The following is a 21,036-nucleotide window of genomic DNA, read 5'->3' on the forward strand; positions in this document are numbered from 1 at the left end:
TGTGCCGTGGTGGTCCTATGCGAGGTCCCGCACCACGCGCGCGGGGTTGCCCACCGCGACGACGTGGGGCGGGAGGTCCTTGGTGACGACGCTGCCCGCGCCGACGACGGTCTCGGCCCCGATGGTGACGCCGGGCAGGACGATCACCCCTCCGCCGAGCCAGGCGCCGTCCTCGACGGTGATCGGCCGGGCACTCTCCCACATGCCGCGCCGCAGGTCGGGGGCGTGCGGGTGGTTGGCGGTGTAGAGCTGGCAGCGCGGGCCCATGCGGACGTCGGCTCCGATGGTGATCGGGGCGCAGTCGAGCAGGACCGCGTCGAAGTTGATGCGGGACCGCTCGCCGATCTCGATGAAGAAGCCGAACTCGCACAGGAACCGGGGCATGACGCGCACGCCCGGGCGGACGTCGCCCAGCAGGGCGCGCAGGATGCGGTCGCGTTCGCCCTGGTCCCCCAGCGCGGTGGCGTTGAACCGGTCGAGCAGGTCCTCGCAGCGTTTGCGGTAGGGGCGCAGGGCGGGGTCGCTCGCCAGGTAGGGTTCCCCGCTCGCCATGCGGGCCCTGACCTCCTCGAACGCCGCCGGGTCGGCTGCCTCAGTCATGCGCGTGGCCCTTGACGCCGACGACCATCGACTCCGGCCCCGCGAGGTGCTCCACGCGGACGTCGGTGAATCCGGCCTCGCGCAGCCAGCCGGCGCAGTCGGCTCCGGTGTAGTCGAAGCCCTCGGGGACCTCCATGTGCATGATGAGGCTGAGGATCAGGCCGACGGCGTTGTCGCGGCGGGCGTCGTCGATCAGGGTCTCGTAGACGATCACGGCGCCGCCGGGGGGCAGCGCGTCGTGGGCCTTGCGCAGCAGGAGCCTCTTCTCGGGGAGGCCCCAGTTGTGCAGGACGTGGCCGAGGACGAGGACGTCGGCGCGGGGCAGGTCGTCCTCGAAGAAGTTGCCCTCCCGGAAGGTCTGGCGGTCGGTCAGTCCGTGGGCCTCGGTGTAGGCCCGGAAGCCGTCGCGGGCCTGCGGCAGGTCGAACCCGGTCGCGGTGAGGTGCGGGTGGCGGAGCAGGACCCGGGTGGGCAGGGCGCCTTCGGCGGTGCCGATGTCGGCGAGCGAGCGGTACTCCCGCCAGGGGAAGGCCTCGGCGATGGCCTGCGCGGAGTCCAGGCTGAGGGCGGTCATGTCGCGCTGGAAGGCGCGCACGGCCGTCGCGTCGCGGTGGAGCGAGGCGTAGAAGTCGCGACCGGTGCGGGCGCCGCCGAGGGCGGTTCCGGTGCGCAGGACCGCGGTGAGGTCGTCGGCGGTGCCGGCGTTGCGGGCCATGACGCCCTCGCCGAGGTAGGCCTCTTCCCGGGCGGGGTCCAGGTACGCGGCGGAGGCGGGCGAGTTGGCGTAGCGGCCGTCCTCGCGCTCCAGGAGTCCGAGCGCCACGAGGGCGTCGAAGAAGTCCGGTGCGACCCTCGTGTGCACGCCGGTCGCCTCGGCCAGTGCGTCGGCGGCGAGGGGGCCGGTGCGCAGGGCGGGGAAGACGCCGAGTTCGAGGGCGCTCAGCATGGTCTTCGTCTTCCAGTGGGCCCATATGAGATCGAGGACCGGTTGGGCGGACGTCATGCCTGGTACCTCCATGATGCGGGGAATCGGTCGGGGGCCGGGACTCCGGCCCCCGACCGGTGTTTCCCGGTGGATCAGCGCTGGCGGTGGATCTGGAGGGTGCGGGTCTCGGTGGCCTTGGCGGCGAGGTCCATCTTCTTCATGGTGTTCTCCTTCTTCTCGGTTATCCCGATCGGCTCGGGAATCTCTGGTGGATCGAATATCGGGAACAACTCGATTTTCGATCGGATGCGGCTCGCGGATTTCTTTCGGTTCCGTTCGCCGTTTCCTGTTCATACTGTGCCGGTGTCCGACCAGGCGGCCAAGTCACGGGATTTCGGGACCGTCGCCGGTGCCGGGGAGTTTCCCTGGGCGGCACACATGGCGAGAAATGCGAGGTGCATGCGGGTGGTGGCGCCGGTCTTTCCCCGAATGCGCCGGAGGTAGGTGTCGACGGTGTGGACGCTCAGGCCCATGCGGCGGGCTATCTTGCAATAGGTGTGCCCTTCGGCGAGGTGGACGAGGACCTCCCGTTCGCGTCGTGACAGCGTGGAGAGGGATTCCTGAAGGTTGTCGATCATGGCGTCGACTCACATCCTTTCGCGCAAGAATGCTCGTGGTCGGTGCTGGTCTGTACGGGACGGTGCCGGGTGGTGCCCGGCGGTCCGGGCGGTACCGGGTCATGCCCGGGGGTCCGGGCGGTGTCAGGGTCGGGCGCGCACGGCCTTCCCGGCCGGCAGTGCGGCGAGGTCGACGGCCCGCAGGTCGGTCAGGACGTGGTCGGCGGCCGTGTGGTCCAGGAACCGGGTCAGGGCGGTGGGTACGGCCACGACGGTCATGCCGGCGGCGCGGGCCGCCTCGATGCCGGTGAGGGAGTCCTCCACGGCGACGCAGCGGTCCGCCGGCGTGGCCAGGGACGCCGCCGCCGTCAGGTACGCCTCGGGCGCCGGTTTGTGGCGGACGACGTCGTCGCCGGTGACGACGGCGTCGAAGTGGTGCTCGATGTCGTGGTGGCGCAGCCAGCGGCGCACCCACGCCCCGTGGGAGGAGGAGGCGACCGCCAGGCGCAGGCCGGCGGACCGGGACCGCTCCAGGGTTCCTCGCACCCCGGGCAGCAGGCGGACGTGCTCGGGGTTCATGAACTCCTCCCACCGGGCCTCCAGTTCCCTCCGCAGCTCCGCGTCGTCGGGCCCCGCACCGGCGCCCGCCCCGGGACCGAGCCCCTCCCGCAGGAGGGCGAACAGCACGGGGTAGCCCTGCGGCCGGCCGCACACCTCGCGCGCCCACCGCTCCCGCGGCAGGGACAGCCCGTACCGCTCGAACAGGGCGGAGCAGGCGAGGAAGTCGGGGCGTACGGAGTCCACGAGCGTGCCGTCGAGGTCGAAGACGACGGCGTCGTGGTGGCGGGTCCTCGCGGGCACCGGGGTCGCCTGCCTTTCGGGGTACGGGTCACCGGCGGCGGAGCCGGACGGTGACGGGTCGGTGGTCGGAGGCGGGGAGGCGCCCCTCGCGGGGCTCGGGCCACGGGTCGGGAGAGGCGTAGGCGGCCAGCGAGGGCACCAGCGCGGGCGAGAGCAGGAGCAGGTCGATGCGGCGCGCGGCCTCGGTGGGCGGGATCGTCCCGTAGGTCGGCGCCCGGTTCCCGAGGTGGGCGCCCGCGTCCACGAGGAGCGGGTCGCCGCGGTCGCCGAGGAGCCGGGTCAGGGGCGCCCGGTCGGAGCGGTCGGTGCCGTCCAGGAGGTGGTCGGCGCGGCGGTGGCGGGGCACCCGGCGCCAGTCGGGCTCGGGGTCGCCGGGCGGGAGGCTGTTGGCGTCCAGGCCCACCACGAGCGGGGCCCGCGCCGGGTCGGCGTACCGGCGCAGGTGGTCCGACTCGATGCGCCGCCCGGTGGGGCTGAAGGGGTCGAGGTGCGCCACCAGGAACCGCAGTTCGGTGCTCCAGCCGGGCAGCCGCAGGGTGACCAGGCCGTGCCCGTGCCAGTGCGTCAGCGCGTGCGCGGGCCGTTCGTCGGACACCCGCTCGATGTCCCCCTGCCAGAACACGGCCTGGTGGCAGCCGGTCTTCGCGAGGAACAGCTCTCCGTCCATCCCGAAGGCCGCCTTGGCGTCCTCGAACATCGCCCCTCCCTCGCGGTGCCAGCCCCAGCCCTCGGTGGTCAGCAGGACGCGGGGGCGCAGCGCGGTGACGAGGTCGACCTGGGCCCGCCAGCGTTCGTCCCGGCCGGCCAGGCGTTCGATGCCGGCCTCGTACAGGTTCCAGAACATCACCAGGTCGGTCCCGGTGACGCCGGGGGCCGTGGGGGCAGCCGGGGTCGCGGGCTCGGCAGGGGTCGCGGGGTCGGTGGCGCTCACCGGCGGTCCGCCAGGGCGACGGGGGCCCAGCGCACGGAGGTGAAGCCGGCCGCGCACCCCTCGGAGAAGGGCGCCTGCGCGAACAGGCCGACCCGGACCCGGGGTCCGGCGTCGCCGACGAAGGTGCGGACGAACCGCCACGGCTCGTCGGGGTCCTCGCGGCAGAAGACGGCGTGCCGTGCGCCGTCCCGGGTCACGAGCAGCTCGGCCCGGGGGCCGGCCAGGGCGGGGCCCGCGGCCTCGTCGGACAGGGGTCGGGAGACGACCGTGACCACCGCCCAGCCGCCCGCCCGGGTGCGCTCCACGCAGACCTTGAACCAGCCGTCGTCGCCGTGCACGACGATGCCGCCCGCGTCGCCGAAGGTCCTGCCCCGGACGGTGACGTCGGTCCACAGCATGTGGTCGCCGGTGAGCGTCCGGCCGAACAGAGGCACGCCGTCGGCCTCGTACCAGCCGGGCATGGCGAACAGGTCGGCGCCGCATTCCGCGCGGACCTCCAGGCCCGCGGCGTCGCGCAGGGCCGTGCCGCCGGGTCCGGTGAAGGACCAGCCCGGGTCGTCGAAGGGGAGGGCGTGCCCGGCCGGCACCGTGGACAGCGGGGCGGGGCGACGGGCTCCCGCCTCGGCGTCGTCGTCGGCCTCGTCGGCCCCGTCGAGGGGCGCGGCGTGGACGAAGTACGGTCCGGCGTCGCGGTGTTCCCGAGGCTCCGGGCGCTCGGGGCGGTCGGGGACCTCCGGACGGTCGAGGTCGGTCACGGCGCCGACATCCCGCCGTCGACGCTGATGGCCTGCCCGGTGACGCGGGGCGCGGAGGCCAGGTAGAGGACGAGTCCCGCGATGTCCTCGGGGGTCTGGAACTCGCGCTGCGGGACCATCGAGCGCATCCGCTCCCAGCACTCCTCCTCCGTCTCGCCGGGCCGGACGAACTCCGAGAGGAGGTACTGCCACATGTTGGAGCGGACGATGCCGGGACAGACGGCGTTGACGCGGATGTTCTCCTTCGCGACCTCCTGGGCGAGGGCGGCGGTGAAGCCCACGACCCCGAACTTGGCCGCGCAGTAGTGCGCCACCTTCGCGAAGCCCGAACGGCCGGACACGGAGGAGAAGTTGACGATGGAGCCGCCGCCGGAGGCGCGCAGCAGCGGCAGCGCGGCGCGGGAGGAGAGGAACACCCCGTCGAGGTTGCCGGAGACCACGTGCCGGAACTCGGCGAGTTCCATGCTCTCCACGGGGCTGACGTGGGTCACGCCGAAGGCGTTGACAACGGTGTCGAGGCGACCGGGGCCGTCCGCGATCCCCGTGTAGAGGCGGCGTACGGCCTCCTCGTCGGTGGCGTCGACCTCGGCGGCGGTGACGTCGAGGCCCTTGGCCGTGAGCCGGTCGGCCAGTTCGCGGGCCTCCGTGTATCCGGTGACGGCGGTGGAGCGGTAGTGGTTGAACGTGGACGGCAGCCGGTCGGTGTCGGCGGCGACCACGCGGGCGCCGCGCAGGGCGAACGCCTCGGCCACGGCGGCGCCGATGCCGCGTCCGCCGCCGATGACCAGCGCCACCCGTCCCGTCAGGCTCGTGTCGTCGAGCGTCGTCATGCGGTCTCTCCTGTCGGTGCGGCGCCCGTGGGGGCGGCTTCGAGGGTGTAGGCGAGCGGGGGCAGGACCAGGGCGTCCAGCAGGCGCGGGAAGGCCCGGTAGTCGGCGAGGTTGCGCTCGGGCGCGGCGACGATGCGGCGCAGGGCCGGATCGTCCGCTCCCGTACGGGCGGCACGTGCGTCCAGCGCGGCCGTCAGGGCCTCGTCGCGGCGGGCGAAGAAGTCCCGGAACAGGCCGGTGGCCGCCGCCGCGTCGCCGGCGGGGCCGGTGCGGGCGGGTACGCGGACGGCCGCGGGCAGGGTGGTGTCGGCGCCTTCGGGGGGCGCGGGCGGGTGGCCTTCGAGGGCCCGCAGGAAGGCGTCGTCGGTGTAGGGCGTGACGGATCGCAGCGCGGCGGGTGCGAAGTCGCGGGCGAGGAGCCGCTCCAGGAGGAGGTCCTCGTCGATCCGGCCGAGCGGCCCGACGCGCCCCATGTCGAAGGTGGTGGCGGTGTCGAGGGTGGTGGGGAGCAGGTTGCGCGCCGGGAGCAGTTCGACGGCCGGGCCGATGTCGGCGGCCAGGACGGGGACCCCGTGGGTCAGCGCCTCGACCACGACCCTGCCGAGGGTCTCGCGCGAGGCCGTGCTGGGGAAGAGCAGGACGTCGACCGCCTCGAAGAACCCGGTGAGTTCCTCCTGGGCCAGGACGCCCTCCATCCGGACGGCCGTCTCGGGCACGCCCGCGGCGCGCAGGTCGGCGTGGACGCGGGCGCTCTCCCAACGGGGGTCGTTGGGCTTGCCCGCGCAGACCAGGGTCGCGGCGCCGCCGGTGGACCGGTGGAGCCGGGCGAACACCGACAGGACCTGGTCGAAGTTCTTCGCCAGGGACAGCGCCCCCAGGTATCCGACGCGCAGGATCCGGCCGGGCGGCGGTACGGGGCGCGCGGCGCGGCGCGGCAGCCGGTCCAGCATGGGGTAGGCCACGGCGGAGCCGGGGTCCGCTCCCCCGCCGGCGCCGCCGTCGGTGACGGAGTCGAAGTGGCGGGCGAACAGGTCGCGCGTGTACGCGGTGGGGAAGAGGGCCAGGTCGCCGGGGCGGACCAGCGGCGCGCACAGCTCCTCCTGCGCCCAGTAGCCCGACCAGAGGGCGGTGTGCGCCTCGCGGACGATGCGGAAGTCGCCTCCGGTCACCTCCCGCCAGTGGTGGTAGAGGAAGGCGTACGGACCGCTGCCCGCGTACACCACGTCGTCCCCGCCGAGCCCGGCGACGCAGTCGGGTCCCGAGGTCAGGTCGTGGAGGACGACGGAGCCCCGCCGGGCCAGCAGCCGCGCCATCTCGCGGTGCATGAGGACCGCGCCGTCCACGATGCCGTGCGTGTCGGGGGCCCGGTAGTCATGCGTATGCAGGCGCATGGCCGGTCCCCTTCCGCTGGTCGGCCAACCGGGCGAGCCGCTCGCGCAGTTGTCCGGGCCCCATGCCGTGCAGCGGGAGTTGCCGGCGGTGGACGCGGGTGTCGATGTCCGCGCGCACCGCGTGGACCTCCAGGGGCAGCAGGTGGTGGGCGCGCAGGCGTTCGCCGAAGCCGCAGTCGGCGCCGTTGTACTCGACGCTCAGGACGTGCCGCGCCCGGCGCAGGACATCGATGTCAGCGGGGTCGAGTCGGGGGGTGAGCGAGGCGCAGTGCAGGTGGGGAACGCCGAGGCCGCGGTTGGCGGCGTCGACGAGCACGCTCGCGTAGCCGAAGGTGACCACGGCGACCTCGGGGTCGTCGCCGGCACCGGGCGGGGTGAGCCACGCGCCGGCGTCGATGTCGGCGGCGCAGTCCCGGGCGGGCGGCTCGAACGCGGCGTCGGTCATGCTGAGCACGTGGGTGGTCGCCGGGTCGGCGGCGAGCCGGTCGAGGCAGGCGTGGAACTCGGCAGCGGTGACGGGCTCGTACACGCGGGTGTTCAGCAACTGGCCCAGCAGGTTGGTGGCGTTGTGGGCGCCGCCCCACGCTCCCCAGCTGCGTCCGGCGAGGACGAGCAGGTTGCGGACGCTGGTGGTGGCCTCGGTGAGCATGCTCAGGGAGTCCATGTAGTACATGGCGTCGGTGGCGACGACCTTGGTGACCTCGTCGGGCAGGGACAGCGTCATGCCGACGGTCAGGGTCTCGGCGAGTCCGGTGTTGGTGTACGGGACGTGGCCGCGCAGCCCGAACCGGGCGGCCATGTCGGGGGTGAAGACGACGGGTTCCTCGCCGGTGCGCTCGCGGTGGTCGGCGAGGAGCCGTCCGGCGGTCGTGGCGAAGGAGACCGGGCCGGGGGTGGCGGGGGCGCGCCCCGCGTCCGCCGGCTTGAAGCTGTGGTCGCCCTTGCGGGTGCGGCAGACCAGGGCGGCCGGACCGGGTCGGGACAGGAGGTCGCCGAGGGCCTGCTCGACGGCGCCGTCGTCGAGGCCGTCGGCCTCCGTGAGGGTGCCGAGGTAGGCGGCCAGGTAGCCGGTGTTGAGCGGCTTGGACAGCGGTTCGATGCCCTTGCCGTTGGCGTCGACGACCAGCAGCAGGTTGGCGAGGCCGGCGTCGTGGGCGAAGCGCAACGCCTCGAAGGCGGCGCCCTCGTGGAGTTCGCCGTCGCCGGCGAGGCAGACCACCTTGCGGTGCCCGTCGCCGCGTCGGGTCAGCTCCCAGGCGAGGCTGACGGCCTGGGCCACGCCGACGCCGAGGCTGTAGCGCATGGTGTTGCGAAAGCCCAGGTCGCGGTGGACGACGCCGGTCAGTCCGCCCTGGTGGAGGGTGGTGAGCGGGACGTACGGCAGGGAGCCGCGTACGTAGTGTTCCGCGTAGAAGGCGGGCGCGATGTGGCCGCGCCCGACGACGAGTTCGGCCGGGGCGCGGCCGCCCTCGCCGCCGGCGTCGACACCGCCGCCCCCGCCGGGGCCGTCGACGAGGTCGTGGGCGAAGCAGGCACGGACCAGGGGCAGCGAGGACAGGTTGCTCTGGAGGTTTCCGGAGCCCGCGATCTCGTGCATCCGCAGCAGGACTTCGGCGCTGTCGGCGTAGAGGCGTTCGGGGACGCGGGCCGCCGTCTCGCGCAGGCTCTCCAGGAGGGGGGCGCCGGCGCGGCCGTGGCGTTCCAGTTCGGCGAGCTCGCGCAGGACGACGTCGCGCTCCCGGGCGGTGAGGCGGGGCAATGCCTCGCGGGCGGGGGACGCGAAGCGTGCGTAGGGGTCGTCGGTCACCGGCCGGCCCCGCAGACCTCGTCGAGGGCCTCGCCCAGGGTCCCCAGGATCTCGTCCACCTCCGCGGGGGTGGTGACGAAGGCCGGGGCGAGGACCACCCAGTCGTCCTGGCCCCGGATGATCAGTCCCCGGCGCAGGCAGGCGGAGGCCACCCGCTCGCCGAGGCGTTCCCCGTCCGCGACGAGTTTCAGGCCGTACAGCAGGCCGATGGACCGCAGGGTGCCGCGGCCCTCGACGAGCGCGCGCAGCCGGGGCTCGGTGTCGGCGGCGAGGGCGGCGATCCGGTCGAGGTAGCCGCCGTCGCGGAAGTGTGTGACGGCGGCCAGCCCCGCGGCGGCGGCCATCGGGTTGGCGGCGTAGGTGTGGGAGGGGGCGAAGGACACCGGGCCGCCCTTCTCCCCGAGCACCTCGGCGATGTGGCCGCCCATCAGTACGGCGGCCAGCGGGGCGAACCCGCCGGAGATGCCCTTGCCGACGCACAGGATGTCGGGGGTGACGCCGAAGGTCTGCGCGGCGAAGGGGCTTCCGGTGCGGCCGAAGCCGGTGACGATCTCGTCGAAGACCAGCAGGACGCCGTGGCGGTCGCAGACCTCGCGGATCCGGGCGAGGTAGTCGGCGGGGGCGATGGCCATGCCGCGCAGGTGGATGACGGGTTCCATGACGATCGCCGCCACCGAGTCGGGGCCCTCCGCCTCGATGGTCCGCTCGATCATGGCGGCGGCCAGTTCGCCGGAGCGCTCCGCCGGGACGTCCCAGAAGGCCTCCAGGCAGTCCGGCGGCCACACGTGGACGACGCCCGGCAGGCCCGGCCCGAAGCGGGTGACGTCGGGGCGCCCGGTCAGGGACAGGGAGCCGAAGGTGGCGCCGTGGTAGCCGTGGTAGTAGCTGAGGATCTTCACCTTGCCGGGGTTGCCGCGTTCCCGGTGGTAGAGGCGGGACAGGCGGATGGCCGCCTCCACGCTCTCGGAACCGCCGTTGACCAGCTTGGCGGTGGTGATGCCGGGGGGTGCGAGGTCGACCAGGGCGCGGGCGAGTTCCAGGGCCGGCCGGTTGGTGCCGTGCAGCGGCGGGTTGAAGGGCAGGGTGCGCAGCTGGTCGGCGACGGCGCTCACGATGGGCTCGCAGTCGTACCCGAAACAGGTGACGAAGACCCCGGACAGCGCGTCCAGGTAGCCGCGGCCGGTGGTGTCGGTGAGCCGGATGCCCTTGGCGGACTCGAAGAGCAGCGCCTCGGGCGAGTGCGGGACCTCGAACGCGAACGCCGAGAGGTCGGAGGGCCAGGAGGAGAGGGGTTCCGGTCGTACGGCTGTCATGTTCGACTCCTTGACGGACGGGTCCCGCGGGGAGGGCGCGGGAGACGAGGGACCGGTGGTGGAGGTGGTCGGTGGCGGCCGCTGGGGCCGCGGGCGGACGGGGGCAGGTACGGACGCGGCCCGCGCTCGGGCTCGGGGTGCGGGCTCGGATTTCGGGCTCGGGCATCGCGCCCGGCTCGACGTGCCTCGACTCGGGAGGCTCAGTGCGGCGCCGGGTCGGTGAGCAGGGCGTGGACGGCGAGTCTGCGCGCCGGGGAGAGCAGCTCGAAGTAGGCGAGCCACTGGGGTTCGAGGACGTCCCGGTCGAGGATGTCCTTGGCGATGTCGACGATCACCGGCAGCGAGTGCGCGAGCAGCAGCGGCATGAGGAGCCGCTCGTCACCGGGACGCATCAGGCCGCGGCGGTACGCGGAGCGCAGGAGGCCGGCGAGGACCTCGCGGGCGGCGGCGGTGTCGGGGCCGCAGGCGAGGGCCACCGTGTCGGCGGTCCAGGCGAGGTCCAGGAGCGGATCGGCGACCTGGAGGTTGTCGAAGTCGAGCACGGCGCGGACGCGGGCCGGGCCGTCGTCGGTCGCCCCCGGGGGGTGCGCGGGCGTGAGCAGGAAGTGGTGGACGTGCAGGTCCCCGTGGACGACCCGGGGGTGGGTGGGCGCCTGGGGCGCCCCGGGTAACAGCGGCTCCGCGTCGCGCAGTTCGCGCAGCACCCGAGCGGCGGCGCGGCGCCAGGGGTCGTCGCCCGCGCCGCGTTCGGCCGCGGGAAGCAGCCGCCCCAGGGCGTCCCGCAGGGCGGTGGGCCAATGCTCCTCGTCGACGAGGAGCGGCAGGTGCACGTCGGCCAGTTCCGCGGTGACGTCCCGGGGCAGGGAGTCGAGCGCCTCGCGCAGGTCCAGCCCGGTGGCGGCGATGGCCTCGGCCTGGGCGCGGCCATCGCTCGCCCGGCCATCGCTCGCCCGGCCATCGCTCGCCCGGCCATCGCTCGCCCGGCCGCCGCTCGCCCGGGCGCCGGGAGCGTGGGGCAGCAGCTCGCACGGGACCCCGTCGTGACGGACGACGGGGCGGCCGTCGGCGGCCCGTACGGCGGGCAGGACGGGCACGGCCAGGCGGGCGCAGTGGGCGAGGACGCGGTCCTTGAGGGCGTCGAAGCGGGCGGGGCGGACGGCTTCGGCGTGCAGCTGCACCTTGAGGACGTGGTCGCGTCCCGGAGCGGCGTCGGGGGCCGTGACCCGCCAGAGTCCCGCCGTGTGGGTGAGCGGGGCCGCGCCGTCGACGGTGAGCGGGCCGATCACGGCGTCGCCCCAGGCCCCGCCCCAGTGGACGGCGAGGACGTGGCGCACCCACTGTGCCGTTCCTGCCGGGGCCGCGTCGTTCATCGGCGGTGCCTTCTTCCTCAGACGTGCGGGTTGGTGCGCGAGGCCGGCCCGCCGGGGCGGAAGGGCTTCTCTCGGCACTGTTCCGCAGCGGGCTAAGGCACGGCTCACGTTTCCCTCGCGCCGTCCTGGTGTCCGCGGCCGGGCGGGGCGTCGATACTGGCTCGACGTCGACGCGAAGGAGCGCACCGTGAACGAGCACGAGCAGCGCCTGGCCTCCCTCCTCAACGACCTGCCGGGGCGTCACGACGCCCATTTCTGGCGCGCGTTCAAGGCCGGCGCCGGCATGGAACACATACGCGAGAGGATGGCCCTGGCCGTCCGGTCCGCCGAGCGCGGCGACTTCCTGCCGCTGGCCGGGCTCGTCCTGGAGACCTTCGACCACGAGGACCGGTCGGAGGAGCTCGCGGGGGTGCTGTCGAAGCAGCTCGGGGGCGACGCGCGTGCCGGGTCCTGGATCGCCGACGTGGTCGCCGCGGCCCGGGGCGTGACGCGGGCCGACCGGCGAAATCCGCTCGAAGCGCTCGCCCGGAAGTGGTAGGGGCCCCGCGGCCGGTCCCGTGGCGGGGACCGGGTCCGGCGGGGCGGGGTGGGGCGGCGGTTCCTACGGGCGGGTCGCGGTGATCACGTAGTAGTCGAGGAGCCCTTCCCGCCAGGCGCGCAGGAAGTTCCGCGGCCAGGTGCCCGGTTCCCACTGTGCCGACAGCCAGTGGTCCCAGCCGGGCCAGACCGAGGCGCCGATGGACTCGCAGCGGACGTCGGTCAGGCCCGACCGGTCGAAGGCGGCGGTCAGCTCGGTGGGCGGGCGGGCGATGTCCAGGCCCTTGGCGAAGGTGTCCAGCAACGTGGCCAGCCGGGGCGCGGCCCCGGGGTCCGGGGCGAAGAAGCTGGTCACGACGGCCCGGCCGCCGGGGCGCAGGACGCGGGCGGTCTGCGCGGCGAAGGCGGCGAGGTCGTCGAAGTGCTGGGCGGCCTCCACGCTGTACACGGCGTCGAAGCCGCCGTCCTCGAACGGCATCCGCTCCGCCGCGCCGAGCACGAGCCGCAGCCGGTCCGGGTCGGCGGCGTCCGGGTCCGCCGGGTCCCGGTCCTCGGCCCGGGCGCGGCGGGCGCGCTCCAGTTGGCTGGGGTGGATGTCCATGCCGGTGATCCGGGCCGGAGCGTACTCGCGCAGGGCGAGGGCGCAGCCGACGGCGAGACCGCAGCCGACCTCCAGCAGTTCGCCGCCCTCGACGACCTGGCCGGCGGTGTCGAGGACGTGTCGGTACAGGTCCTGCTGGCTGCGGACGCGGTCGGCGACCGTGACGGGCCCCTCCAGGTCCGCGGGCCGCCAGTAGCCGAAGTTGATGAAGCCTCCCGCGAAGACGGGGACCGCGCTGAGGTCGGCCGGCCCGTACGTCTCCCGGACCTCGGGCCGCATTCCGTCGGGCCGTTCGGCGTCCGTCATGTGTGCACCTCCGCGCCCAGTCTGGCCGGGGCCGGGGTTCCTGTCGACGGCGCCTCGCGCGGGAGCCCGAGGCGGTCGGGGCGGCGGCCCGGGCGGGTCGGTCGTCGGGCCCGGGCGGTCGGCCGTCGGGCCCGGTCGCCGGGTCAGGGGGTCGCGGCGGCGCCGGCGCAGGCCGGGTGGCCCCAGCTCTTCCCGTTGTTCGCGATCGACTCTCCGGCGGCGTAGGGCTGCCCGCACGCGCAGCGGCCCGGGTACTTCGCCTTGATGGTCCGTGCGGCGCCGCGGCCCGCCGCCGAGCCGGAGGCCGCCTTCTTCTTCGTCGCGGCCGAGCCGGAGCGCGTGGCCGCGGTACGGGCCGGGGCGGAGCGGGCGGGCGCGGGCACCGGCGGGTCGGTGTCGCCCAGGGCCGTGCCGGCCGCCTGCTGGGAGACGGCGGCGTCGCTCGCGGCCTGGTCGGCGATGGCGTTCAGGTGGTCGCCGTCCTCGCGGTGCGCGGGCACGTAGACGAAGGTCACGTCCCGCTCGGAGAGCAGCCGGTCGATCTCCTCTACCAGCTCCCGGTTGGCCACGGGCTTGCCGGCGGCCGTCTTGAAGCCGTTGCGCTTCCACGCCGGCAGCCACTGGGTGACGGCCTTCATCGCGTACTGCGAGTCCATCCGCACCTCCATGGCGGTGCCGACGGCCACCGCCTCCAACACCTTCTGGAGGGCGGTCAGTTCCCCGACGTTGTTGGTGGCCCGACCCAGGGGGCCGGCCTCCCAGCGTTCGGGGGTTCCGGCGGGGTCGGCGATGACCCACGCCCAGGCGGCCGGGCCGGGATTGCCCTTGGCCGCTCCGTCACAGGCGGCGATGATGCGTTCAGACATCCCCCGATCATGCCCTACGCGATGACCGGGTCCGCGCGGGCCGGTGGCGCGGGTCAGTGGCCCAGCGCCCGCTTGAGCTCGTCCTTGCGCATCGTGGAACGGCCGTGGACGTGGCGGCGCTTGGCCTCTTCGTACAGTTGGTCGTACGTGGGCCCCTGGGCCCCGGTGTGGGAGCGGAGCCCGCCGCGCCGGGCGGAGGAGATGTCGTCGAGGGAGGTCCGGCTCGCGGTCTTCGACTCGCCGGCGCGGGCCCGTTCCTTGTTGACCGTCCGGGCGGCGATCTCCTTGGCCCGCTCGGGACTCTCGCCCCGCTCCTCGGCGCTCTCCTTGATGTGCTCGTACTGGCGTTCGCGCTTGGGACTCGATCCGCGCGGCATGACGGCTCCCCGGGTCGGTACGGCCCGGCCGGACGGGGGCGCCGGGCGCCGCCGACCTCCGGGATCACGGGGCGCCTACCCGCGGCACGCCGGCGCATGCCCGGCCGGCGTGCGAGCCGCGTGCGGGCCACGCCCGGGCCGCGTTTGGGCGGGGCGGAAACGGACAGACGCGGGACGTGCCGCGGTGCCGAACATGGGCTGCACCCCAGCGCGCGGGCCTCCGCGGCACACCAGAGCACCCACGACCGGTACGACAGGAGACGCCATGACCGGCCACGACGCCCGCCGCACCGACGAAGACCCCGCGCGCCCGGCCGCTCCGCGGGACCCGGGCACGACCCCGGCCGGCGAACGGGCGGCAGGGGTGGCGGGGAGCCAGGAGAGCGAGGAGAAGGGCGGCGCCCGCCGTCCGACGCCCGCCGACCTCGCCCGGCTCACGGTCCGCAAGGCCCGCAGGACACTCGGCGTGCCCGAGGTGTAGCGGGGAGGCCCGGGGGGTGGGGCCGTCCGGCGTACCCGGACGCTCCAAACGCCCTCGCCCGCATTTCCCCCCGAGTGGCCTACGTCCGTTGGCCCCTCCGGCCGATCTGCCCTCTCATGGACACGGGCCCTTCATTGCGTCCCCCACCGAGAAGGAGGGCATGCCCGTGTACACGATGTACGCCGAACCCGACGCGGATCCCGGCACGATCCTGTGGCACGTCCTCGCCAAGGATCCCGAAGGCACCACCCTGTGCGGCCGCCACGCCGCCCAGGCCGCCGCGGACACCGAGCGGGGCACCGAACGCTACTGCGACCCCTGCATGGCGGCCTTCCGCGCGGCCGTCCGGTAGCGCGTGACGGGTCCGGGGCCGGCGGTCGGGCGACCGCCGGCCCCGGGCCGTTCGGCTCGCGACCCGCGCGGCACCGCGACCCGTCAGCGGTCGCCGCCCATCAGCAGTCGCGCCCCGTCAGCGGTCGCGGCCCGCCGTGCGCATCCGCCCGTAGGCGTAGACGCAGCCGGCGAGGGCCAGGTCGGACAGCAGCATGAAGCCGATCGCGTACGAGTCCTTCGCGCTGTAGATGGCGCCCATGACCAGCGGGGGGACGAACCCGCCCAGCCCGCCGACGGCGCCGACGATCCCGGTCACGCTGCCCACCTGGGGTTGGGGGGTGACCTGCGAGACGAGGGCGAAGACGCTGCCGCTCGCGGTGCCGAGTCCGGCCGCCATGCACAGCAGGGCGATGGTGCCGACCGGGTCCAGAGCCGGGTCGAAGGCCTGGACGATCGCCATGAGCGCCACGAGCAGGAGTCCGCCCGCGGTGACGTAGGCGGGGTGGACCCGGTCCGACAGCCAGCCGCCGAACGGCCGGAAGACCACGGTGACCAGGGCGAACCCCGCCGCCTTGGTGCCGGCGTCGGTCGGCGACAGTTCGTACCAGGTCTTCAGGTAGGTGGGCAGGTAGACGCCGAAGGCGACGATCCCGCCGAAGCCGATGCCGTACAGGGCGGAGAGTTCCCAGGTGACGCGGAGCCGGCCGGCCTCGCGCAGTCGGGCGCCCAGTGACGCGGAGGGCACGGGACGGTCGGGCCGGTCCTTGAGGAGGAGCGCCGCCAGGACGGCGTAGCCGGCCAGACCGATGGCGACGACCACGAAGGGCAGGTTCGCGCCGTGCCGGGCGATCCTCGGGGTCAGGTACCCGGAGAGGGCCACGCCGCCCATGCCCATGCCGAACACCCCGAGCGCGAAGCCCCGTCGTGCGGGCGGGAACCAGGAGTTGACGAGCGGGACCCCGATGGCGAAGGTCGTGCCGCCCAGTCCCAGCAGGAAGCCGACGACGAGCATGAGCCCGTAGCTGTCGCGGGCCGGGATCAGCAGCAGCACGGGGACGATCGTCAGGGCGGACACCAGCGGGAACATGAGCTTCGCGCCGTAGCGGTCCGTGAGCGCGCCCACGGGGATGCGCCCGAGGGATCCGACGAGGACGGGCACGGCGACGAGCAGGGACTGCTGGAAGGAGTCGAGGCCGAGGCGGTCCTTGTAGTCGCTCGCGAGCGGGGCGATCAGGTCCCACGCCCAGAAGGTGAGCGTGAAGCCGACCGTGGCCACGACCAGGTTGCGGTACGCCGCCGCCGGCACGGGTGGGCTCGCGGGCGGTGGCGCGGGCGTGGCGGCGGTCGTCTCGGAGTCCATGCCCTCAGTCAATGCAGGTCGCCGACGGTGGGCACGGCGGGATGCTCCGTACGGGGCCGTACGGGACCGCCGCCTCGACCCGGTGTTCGAGACGCCGCGCCGGAGTGCCGGACGTCCCCGGGGTCAGCCGGTCTGGAGGGTCCTCAGCAGGTCGACGGCGGGCCCGTCCACCGCGCGGGCGGTGTTGGCGAGGGCGATGACGCCGACCCCCTTCTCCGGGTCGAAGCCGACGTAGGAGGAGAAGCCGCCGGTGCCCCCGTTGTGCCAGATCTGCAGGTGGGATCCCTGGCGGGGGTGGAGGCGGTGGGACATCCAGCCGAGGTGCACCCGGCCCATGGGGTTCCTGCGGTGCTCCACGGCCCGGCTCGCGCGGATCGCCTCGGCCAGTTCGGCGGGGCCGCCGTCCAACTGGGCCCGTACGAAGGCCACCAGGTCGGCGGCGGTCGAGTGCAGGCCGCCCGCTCCGGCCAGGTCGGCCAGGTTCCACGGCGGTACGGGGCGCCGGCGGCGATCGTGGCCCCGGGCGGCGCGGGCCGCGCGGGCGGGGTCGAGGGTCACGAGGGTGTCGTCCATGCCCAGCGGGGCGCAGACGTCGCGGACGACGAGGCGCTCGTAGGGGGTGCCCGTGCGGTGGGCCAGGGCCAGGCCGAGGAGGCCGGCGCCGAGGTTCGAGTAGCGGAACCGCTTGCCGGGGGTGGCGCCGAGCCGGGTACGGGCGAGCCCGGAGAGCAGGACGTCGGCGGTGCAGTCGGCGTACGGGTCCGGCTTCGAGGGGTGCAGGAGCGCGGTCAGGAGCATGCCCTTGGGCAGGCGGGGCAGGCCCGAGGTGTGGGTGGCGAGGTGGCGCGGGGAGATGCGGACTCCGTCGCGTTCCGGAACGACCGCGCCCTCGGGCAGCAGCGCGGCGACCGGCTCGTCCAGGTCCACGGCTCCGGTGACGGTCAGGCGGGCCAGGGCGAGGGCGGTGATCACCTTGGTGACGGAACCCACCTCGAACAGGGTGTCGGGGCCGGGAGCGTCCCCGTCGGCGCCGCCCGCGCCGGTACGGCCCGCGCCCCTGATCTCCGCGCGGTCGCCCGCGACGGCGGCGACCACGACGCCGACGCGCCCCTCGGCCAAGCGGTCGGCGGTCTGCTGCACCAGGGTGCCCAGTTCTCGATCCATGGTCGACATCATCGGGGGAACCGCCCGTGCGGGCGGTCAGTCCTCGTGATGATTTCCGGACGGGCTCCGTGCGACCTGAGCAGGAGGCGGCCGGGCCGCGGACGCCCCGCCCGCCGAAAGACGGCCCGGTCAACCATTCGCCGTAGGGCGAAGTATTGGGGCACCCTGGAGGGATGAATCACCTCCCCGCCGGGGACCCGGCCGCCTCCCCCGCTCCCGACTCTCCCGACGCCGCCTCCGCCGCGTCCGACTCCCCCGCGTCCGACGCGCCCGCGCCCGCCGCGCGCCTGGCGCTGCTCGCCGGGGCACTGGCCGACGAGACCCGGGCCGCCATCTGCATGGCCCTTCTCGAAGGGCGCGCCTGGACCGCCGGCGAGCTGGCCCGGATCACCGAGGTCGCACCGTCCACGGTCAGCGGCCATCTGGTCCGCCTGATGGAGGCGGGCGTCTGCGTGACCGAGCGGCAGGGACGCCACCGCTACGTGCGGATCGCCGACGCCGCCACGGCCCGGCTGATCGACGAGCTGGCCTCGTACGCGATCCCCGACCGGGACGCGGCCCACGCGGAGCCGGTCGTCTCCGCGCCCGACCCGCTCGCGCGCGCCCGCACCTGCTACGACCACTTCGCTGGACGGTTGGGCATGGCGGTGACCGACGCGCTGGAGCGCGACGGCCTGCTGCGCACGGACGGGGCCTTCGAGCTCACCGAGGCCGGACGCCAGTGGTGCGCCCGGGCGGGCGTGGGGCTGACCCAGGCGGGGCGCAGGCCCCTGGCGAGCTCCTGCCTGGACTGGACGGAACGCCGCCGCCACCTGGGCGGACTGGCCGGGGCCCGGCTGTGCGCGCGGTCCCTGGAGGCGGACTGGGTGCGGCGTCCGCCGGGGGGCGGGCGCGGGCTCCTGGTGACGGAGTCCGGCGAGCGGGCCTTCGCGGAGCTGCTGGGGATCACCCCGCGGGCGTGGACCTGAGCGGGGGTGCGCGGGGCACGCCCGGGGGACGCGAGGGCGCCGGTTATTTCGGTGGATGCCGAAATGTAGCGGGGCTAGTCTGGACACCATGACACCCCGCCTCCGCCTGATCCCTCCCCATGTCGTGACCGTCGGCGCCGTCTCCTTCACCGTCCTCGCCTGGGCCTCCGCCTTCGTGTCGATCCGCAGCGCCGGCGCCGCGTACGCGCCCGGGGCCCTCGCCCTCGGGCGACTGCTGACCGCCTCGCTGGTGCTCGCCGTCCTGCTTCTGATCCGCCGCGAGGGCCTGCCGGCACGGGGCGCGTGGCGCGGGATCGTGGTGTCCGGCGTGGTCTGGTTCTTCGGCTACACGGTGATGCTGAACTGGGGCGAGCGCCTGGTGGACGCGGGCACCGCCTCGCTGCTCGTCAACACCGGCCCGATCCTGATGGCCCTGCTCGCGGCCCGGCTGCTCGGCGAGGGGCTGCCGCCGAGGCTGTTGGCGGGCATGGGCGTGTCCTTCGTGGGCGCGGTGGTCGTCGGCCTGTCGATGTCCTCCTCGTCCGGCGCCGAAGGGTCGACGTCGGTCCTCGGGGTCGCGCTCTGCCTGCTGGCGGCGGTGGCGTACGCGACCGGCGTGATCGCGCAGAAGCCCGCGCTGTCCTTCGGCACTCCGCTCCAGATCACCGCGTACAGCTGCCTCGTCGGCACCGTCGTCTGCCTGCCCTTCGCCGGGCAGTTGGCGGCGCAGGTGCCGCGCGCGCCGCTGTCCGCGACCCTGAACATGGTCTACCTCGGGGTGGTCCCGACCGCCCTGGCCTTCACCACCTGGACCTACGCCCTGGCCCGCATGCCCGCCGGGAAGCTGGGCGCGACCACGTACGCCGTCCCGGCCATCGTGGTGTTGTTGAGCTGGGCGCTGCTGGGCGAGGTGCCGGCCTGGCTGACGCTGCTGGGCGGCGCCCTGTGCCTGGCCGGGGTGGCCGTCTCCCGCAGGCGGCCGACCGCGGAGCCCGCCCCGACCGCGCCCGGAGCATCCCCCGCCGCCGCGACACCGGCCCCCGACCCGGCGCCGGAGCGGCGCGCCGGGGGCTGACGGGTCACGGCGGGGCCGCCCCTCGGGCGGGGCGGGACACCGCCGCGGCCCCGGACGCCCGGGCCCGTACGCCGCGCGGACCCTCGACGCGCCCCTTCCACACGGCTCGGCACACCTCCCGATCCGAGACCCGAGCCCGAGCGCCTTGGGACTTCGGCCCCGCACACCCCAACCGGGCCACCCTCTGGTCGAGTTGGTCCAGACCATCTAGGGTGGGCGCGGCCACCCCCACTCCCCCCGAGGTTCACGATGATCACTCGACGGTCCCTGCTGGCCCTGTCCGGGCTCGCCGGACTCGGCGCGGCCCCCCTGCTCCTGCCCGCCCCTCCCGCCCGGGCCGCGACCGTCGGCACCCTCCTGCCGACCCCCACCGGACCCCTGCCGGTCGGCACGACCTCCCTGCACCTGGTCGACCGCGCCCGGCGCGACCCGCTGGCGCCCGACCGTCGCCCCCGCGAGCTCATGGTGCAGCTGTGGTACCCGGCGCGCCGCTCCGCGGGCCGCCCCCGGGCCGCCTACACCACGGACCGGGTCGCCTCCGCGCTCGAAGCGACCCTGCCGCTGACCCCGGGCACCCTGGCCTCCGTACGGCCGCACGCGCGGCTCGGCGCCCCCGCCGCGCCCGGTCCGCTGCCCCTGCTGCTGCTCGGCCACGGCCGTCAGGGCGGACGGTCGAACTGCACGGCCCTGGCCGAGGACCTGGCCTCCCACGGCTACCTGGTGGCCGGCCTCGACCACACCTACGACGCCCGCGTGGTGGAGTTCCCCGACGGCCGCGCCGTCCCCGGCGTCCTGCCCGACGAACCCGCCGACTGGGACGCCCAGGAACGGCTGGAGATCGGGGTGCGCGTCGGCGACCTGCGCTTCGTCGCGAGCGCCCTCACCGGACGGCCCGGCGGGCGCCCGTCGCCCGCGCGCGGCCCGGCGCTGCCCGAGGCGGACCCGCGGCGCATCGGCGTCCTGGGGCACTCCATGGGCGGGGCCGCGGCGGCCGAGGCGCTGCGCGTGGACCGCCGCTTCCGGGCCGGCCTCGGCCTGGACGGCGCCTTCTTCGGCTCCCCCGTCGCCGACGTGGGCCTGGACCGGCCCTACCTCCTGCTCACCGCGCCCGCCGACCACGACACCTGGCGGCGGTGGCGGGAGCACCCCCGGGGATGGGCGCGTCACCTGGGCCTCGCCGGCACCGGGCACCTGAGCTTCGTCGACCTCCCGCACTTCGCCGTCGCGGGCGGCCTGGACGGCGTCTGGCCGCCGGAACTGTACGCCGAGCTGCTGGGCACGTCCGCGCCCGGCCGCACCTGCGAGGTGCTGCGGACCTACGCGCGGTCCTTCTTCGACCGCGCGCTGCGCGGCCTGCCGGCGCCCCTGCTCGACGCGCCCGACGCCCGCTACCCGGAGGTCTCCTTCCGCTGGGCGCACGACGGACCCGGACTCTGACGCCGCACCCGAGTGGCCCCGACGGGGGAGGGCGTCGGCGGAGGTCATGGGGGTGTCACGGATCCGCCACAGGGCGGTCTCCCCGCGAACCGGACGGGGCGTCCCATCGTGTCCGTCGGCGCGAGTGCCGG

General features: G+C 75.0%; 23 protein-coding genes. 6 read left to right on the forward strand and 17 right to left on the reverse strand.

Going from position 1 to position 21,036, the window contains the following annotated elements; translation table 11 throughout:
* Window positions 1-15 precede the first annotated feature (15 nt).
* From AB0D01_RS10430 to AB0D01_RS10485, 12 genes are all read right to left on the reverse strand, one after another.
* Window positions 16-600: a sugar O-acetyltransferase gene (locus tag AB0D01_RS10430; protein WP_363054697.1), complete on the reverse strand. Its 585-nt coding sequence runs from the start codon at window positions 598-600 to the stop codon at window positions 16-18.
* Window positions 593-1,603: a methyltransferase gene (locus AB0D01_RS10435; RefSeq protein ID WP_363054698.1), complete on the reverse strand. Its 1,011-nt coding sequence runs from the start codon at window positions 1,601-1,603 to the stop codon at window positions 593-595. The genes AB0D01_RS10430 and AB0D01_RS10435 overlap by 8 nt, the downstream gene beginning before the upstream one ends.
* A gap of 74 nt (window positions 1,604-1,677) precedes the next feature.
* The gene (locus AB0D01_RS10440; RefSeq protein ID WP_363054699.1) at window positions 1,678-1,815 is read right to left on the reverse strand and encodes a hypothetical protein; all 138 of its coding nucleotides are present in this window, start codon (window positions 1,813-1,815) and stop codon (window positions 1,678-1,680) included.
* A 60-nt stretch (window positions 1,816-1,875) separates the two neighbouring features.
* The gene (locus AB0D01_RS10445; RefSeq protein ID WP_363054700.1) at window positions 1,876-2,163 is read right to left on the reverse strand and encodes a helix-turn-helix transcriptional regulator; all 288 of its coding nucleotides are present in this window, start codon (window positions 2,161-2,163) and stop codon (window positions 1,876-1,878) included.
* A 123-nt stretch (window positions 2,164-2,286) separates the two neighbouring features.
* On the reverse strand, window positions 2,287-3,003 hold the full coding sequence (locus AB0D01_RS10450) for an HAD family phosphatase (RefSeq protein ID WP_363054701.1): 717 nt from the start codon (window positions 3,001-3,003) through the stop codon (window positions 2,287-2,289).
* A gap of 28 nt (window positions 3,004-3,031) precedes the next feature.
* On the reverse strand, window positions 3,032-3,934 hold the full coding sequence (locus tag AB0D01_RS10455; protein ID WP_363054702.1) for an endonuclease/exonuclease/phosphatase family protein: 903 nt from the start codon (window positions 3,932-3,934) through the stop codon (window positions 3,032-3,034).
* Complete coding sequence (locus tag AB0D01_RS10460; RefSeq protein ID WP_363054703.1) at window positions 3,931-4,689, reverse strand: DUF1349 domain-containing protein; 759 nt, start codon at window positions 4,687-4,689, stop codon at window positions 3,931-3,933. Before AB0D01_RS10460 ends, AB0D01_RS10455 begins: the two co-directional genes overlap by 4 nt.
* Complete coding sequence (locus tag AB0D01_RS10465) at window positions 4,686-5,519, reverse strand: SDR family NAD(P)-dependent oxidoreductase (protein WP_363054704.1); 834 nt, start codon at window positions 5,517-5,519, stop codon at window positions 4,686-4,688. The genes AB0D01_RS10460 and AB0D01_RS10465 overlap by 4 nt, the downstream gene beginning before the upstream one ends.
* Window positions 5,516-6,910 carry a glycosyltransferase gene (locus tag AB0D01_RS10470; protein WP_363054705.1) on the reverse strand — a complete coding sequence of 465 codons (1,395 nt, stop codon included), beginning with the start codon at window positions 6,908-6,910 and terminating at the stop codon, window positions 5,516-5,518. The genes AB0D01_RS10465 and AB0D01_RS10470 overlap by 4 nt, the downstream gene beginning before the upstream one ends.
* Window positions 6,891-8,717 carry a 1-deoxy-D-xylulose-5-phosphate synthase N-terminal domain-containing protein gene (locus tag AB0D01_RS10475; RefSeq protein WP_363054706.1) on the reverse strand — a complete coding sequence of 609 codons (1,827 nt, stop codon included), beginning with the start codon at window positions 8,715-8,717 and terminating at the stop codon, window positions 6,891-6,893. Before AB0D01_RS10475 ends, AB0D01_RS10470 begins: the two co-directional genes overlap by 20 nt.
* Window positions 8,714-10,030: an aminotransferase class III-fold pyridoxal phosphate-dependent enzyme gene (locus AB0D01_RS10480; protein ID WP_363054707.1), complete on the reverse strand. Its 1,317-nt coding sequence runs from the start codon at window positions 10,028-10,030 to the stop codon at window positions 8,714-8,716. Before AB0D01_RS10480 ends, AB0D01_RS10475 begins: the two co-directional genes overlap by 4 nt.
* Window positions 10,031-10,230: 200 nt before the next feature.
* Window positions 10,231-11,400, reverse strand: a complete 1,170-nt coding sequence (locus AB0D01_RS10485; protein WP_363054708.1) for a phosphotransferase — start codon at window positions 11,398-11,400, stop codon at window positions 10,231-10,233.
* A gap of 187 nt (window positions 11,401-11,587) precedes the next feature.
* On the opposite strand from AB0D01_RS10485, the gene AB0D01_RS10490 reads away from it, so the two are divergent.
* Window positions 11,588-11,938, forward strand: a complete 351-nt coding sequence (locus AB0D01_RS10490; RefSeq protein ID WP_363054709.1) for a hypothetical protein — start codon at window positions 11,588-11,590, stop codon at window positions 11,936-11,938.
* A 63-nt stretch (window positions 11,939-12,001) separates the two neighbouring features.
* On the opposite strand, the gene AB0D01_RS10495 is transcribed toward AB0D01_RS10490, so the two are convergent.
* From AB0D01_RS10495 to AB0D01_RS10505, 3 genes are all read right to left on the reverse strand, one after another.
* The gene (locus AB0D01_RS10495) at window positions 12,002-12,844 is read right to left on the reverse strand and encodes a methyltransferase domain-containing protein (RefSeq protein WP_363054710.1); all 843 of its coding nucleotides are present in this window, start codon (window positions 12,842-12,844) and stop codon (window positions 12,002-12,004) included.
* Window positions 12,845-12,987: 143 nt separating this feature from the next.
* Window positions 12,988-13,710, reverse strand: a complete 723-nt coding sequence (locus tag AB0D01_RS10500; RefSeq protein WP_363054711.1) for a ribonuclease H — start codon at window positions 13,708-13,710, stop codon at window positions 12,988-12,990.
* Between the two features lie 53 nt (window positions 13,711-13,763).
* Window positions 13,764-14,087: a plasmid stabilization protein gene (locus AB0D01_RS10505; RefSeq protein WP_363054712.1), complete on the reverse strand. Its 324-nt coding sequence runs from the start codon at window positions 14,085-14,087 to the stop codon at window positions 13,764-13,766.
* A 265-nt stretch (window positions 14,088-14,352) separates the two neighbouring features.
* Between AB0D01_RS10505 and AB0D01_RS10510 the strand changes: the two genes are divergently transcribed.
* Together AB0D01_RS10510 and AB0D01_RS10515 are read left to right on the forward strand one after the other, a co-directional pair.
* Entirely contained in the window at window positions 14,353-14,568 is a 216-nt protein-coding gene (locus AB0D01_RS10510) for a hypothetical protein (RefSeq protein WP_363054713.1), read from the forward strand.
* Window positions 14,569-14,728: 160 nt separating this feature from the next.
* The gene (locus AB0D01_RS10515) at window positions 14,729-14,920 is read left to right on the forward strand and encodes a hypothetical protein (protein ID WP_363054714.1); all 192 of its coding nucleotides are present in this window, start codon (window positions 14,729-14,731) and stop codon (window positions 14,918-14,920) included.
* A 117-nt stretch (window positions 14,921-15,037) separates the two neighbouring features.
* Here AB0D01_RS10515 and AB0D01_RS10520 read toward each other — a convergent pair whose 3' ends face one another.
* Window positions 15,038-16,261: an MFS transporter gene (locus tag AB0D01_RS10520; RefSeq protein WP_363054715.1), complete on the reverse strand. Its 1,224-nt coding sequence runs from the start codon at window positions 16,259-16,261 to the stop codon at window positions 15,038-15,040.
* Between the two features lie 123 nt (window positions 16,262-16,384).
* The gene (locus tag AB0D01_RS10525; RefSeq protein ID WP_363054716.1) at window positions 16,385-17,425 is read right to left on the reverse strand and encodes a serine hydrolase domain-containing protein; all 1,041 of its coding nucleotides are present in this window, start codon (window positions 17,423-17,425) and stop codon (window positions 16,385-16,387) included.
* A 173-nt stretch (window positions 17,426-17,598) separates the two neighbouring features.
* Between AB0D01_RS10525 and AB0D01_RS10530 the strand changes: the two genes are divergently transcribed.
* The 3 genes from AB0D01_RS10530 to AB0D01_RS10540 all read left to right on the forward strand — a co-directional run bounded on the left by AB0D01_RS10530 (window position 17,599) and on the right by AB0D01_RS10540 (window position 20,905).
* Entirely contained in the window at window positions 17,599-18,393 is a 795-nt protein-coding gene (locus tag AB0D01_RS10530; protein ID WP_363054717.1) for a helix-turn-helix domain-containing protein, read from the forward strand.
* 88 nt (window positions 18,394-18,481) lie between these two features.
* Window positions 18,482-19,468, forward strand: coding sequence for a DMT family transporter (locus AB0D01_RS10535; protein ID WP_363054718.1), 987 nt, complete (start codon window positions 18,482-18,484; stop codon window positions 19,466-19,468).
* A 249-nt stretch (window positions 19,469-19,717) separates the two neighbouring features.
* On the forward strand, window positions 19,718-20,905 hold the full coding sequence (locus tag AB0D01_RS10540; protein WP_363054719.1) for an alpha/beta hydrolase: 1,188 nt from the start codon (window positions 19,718-19,720) through the stop codon (window positions 20,903-20,905).
* The last annotated feature ends 131 nt before the right edge of the window (window positions 20,906-21,036 follow it).

The organism is Streptomyces sp. NPDC048606, assembly GCF_040650855.1.
In the GTDB taxonomy this organism is placed as follows: Bacteria; Actinomycetota; Actinomycetes; order Streptomycetales; family Streptomycetaceae; genus Streptomyces.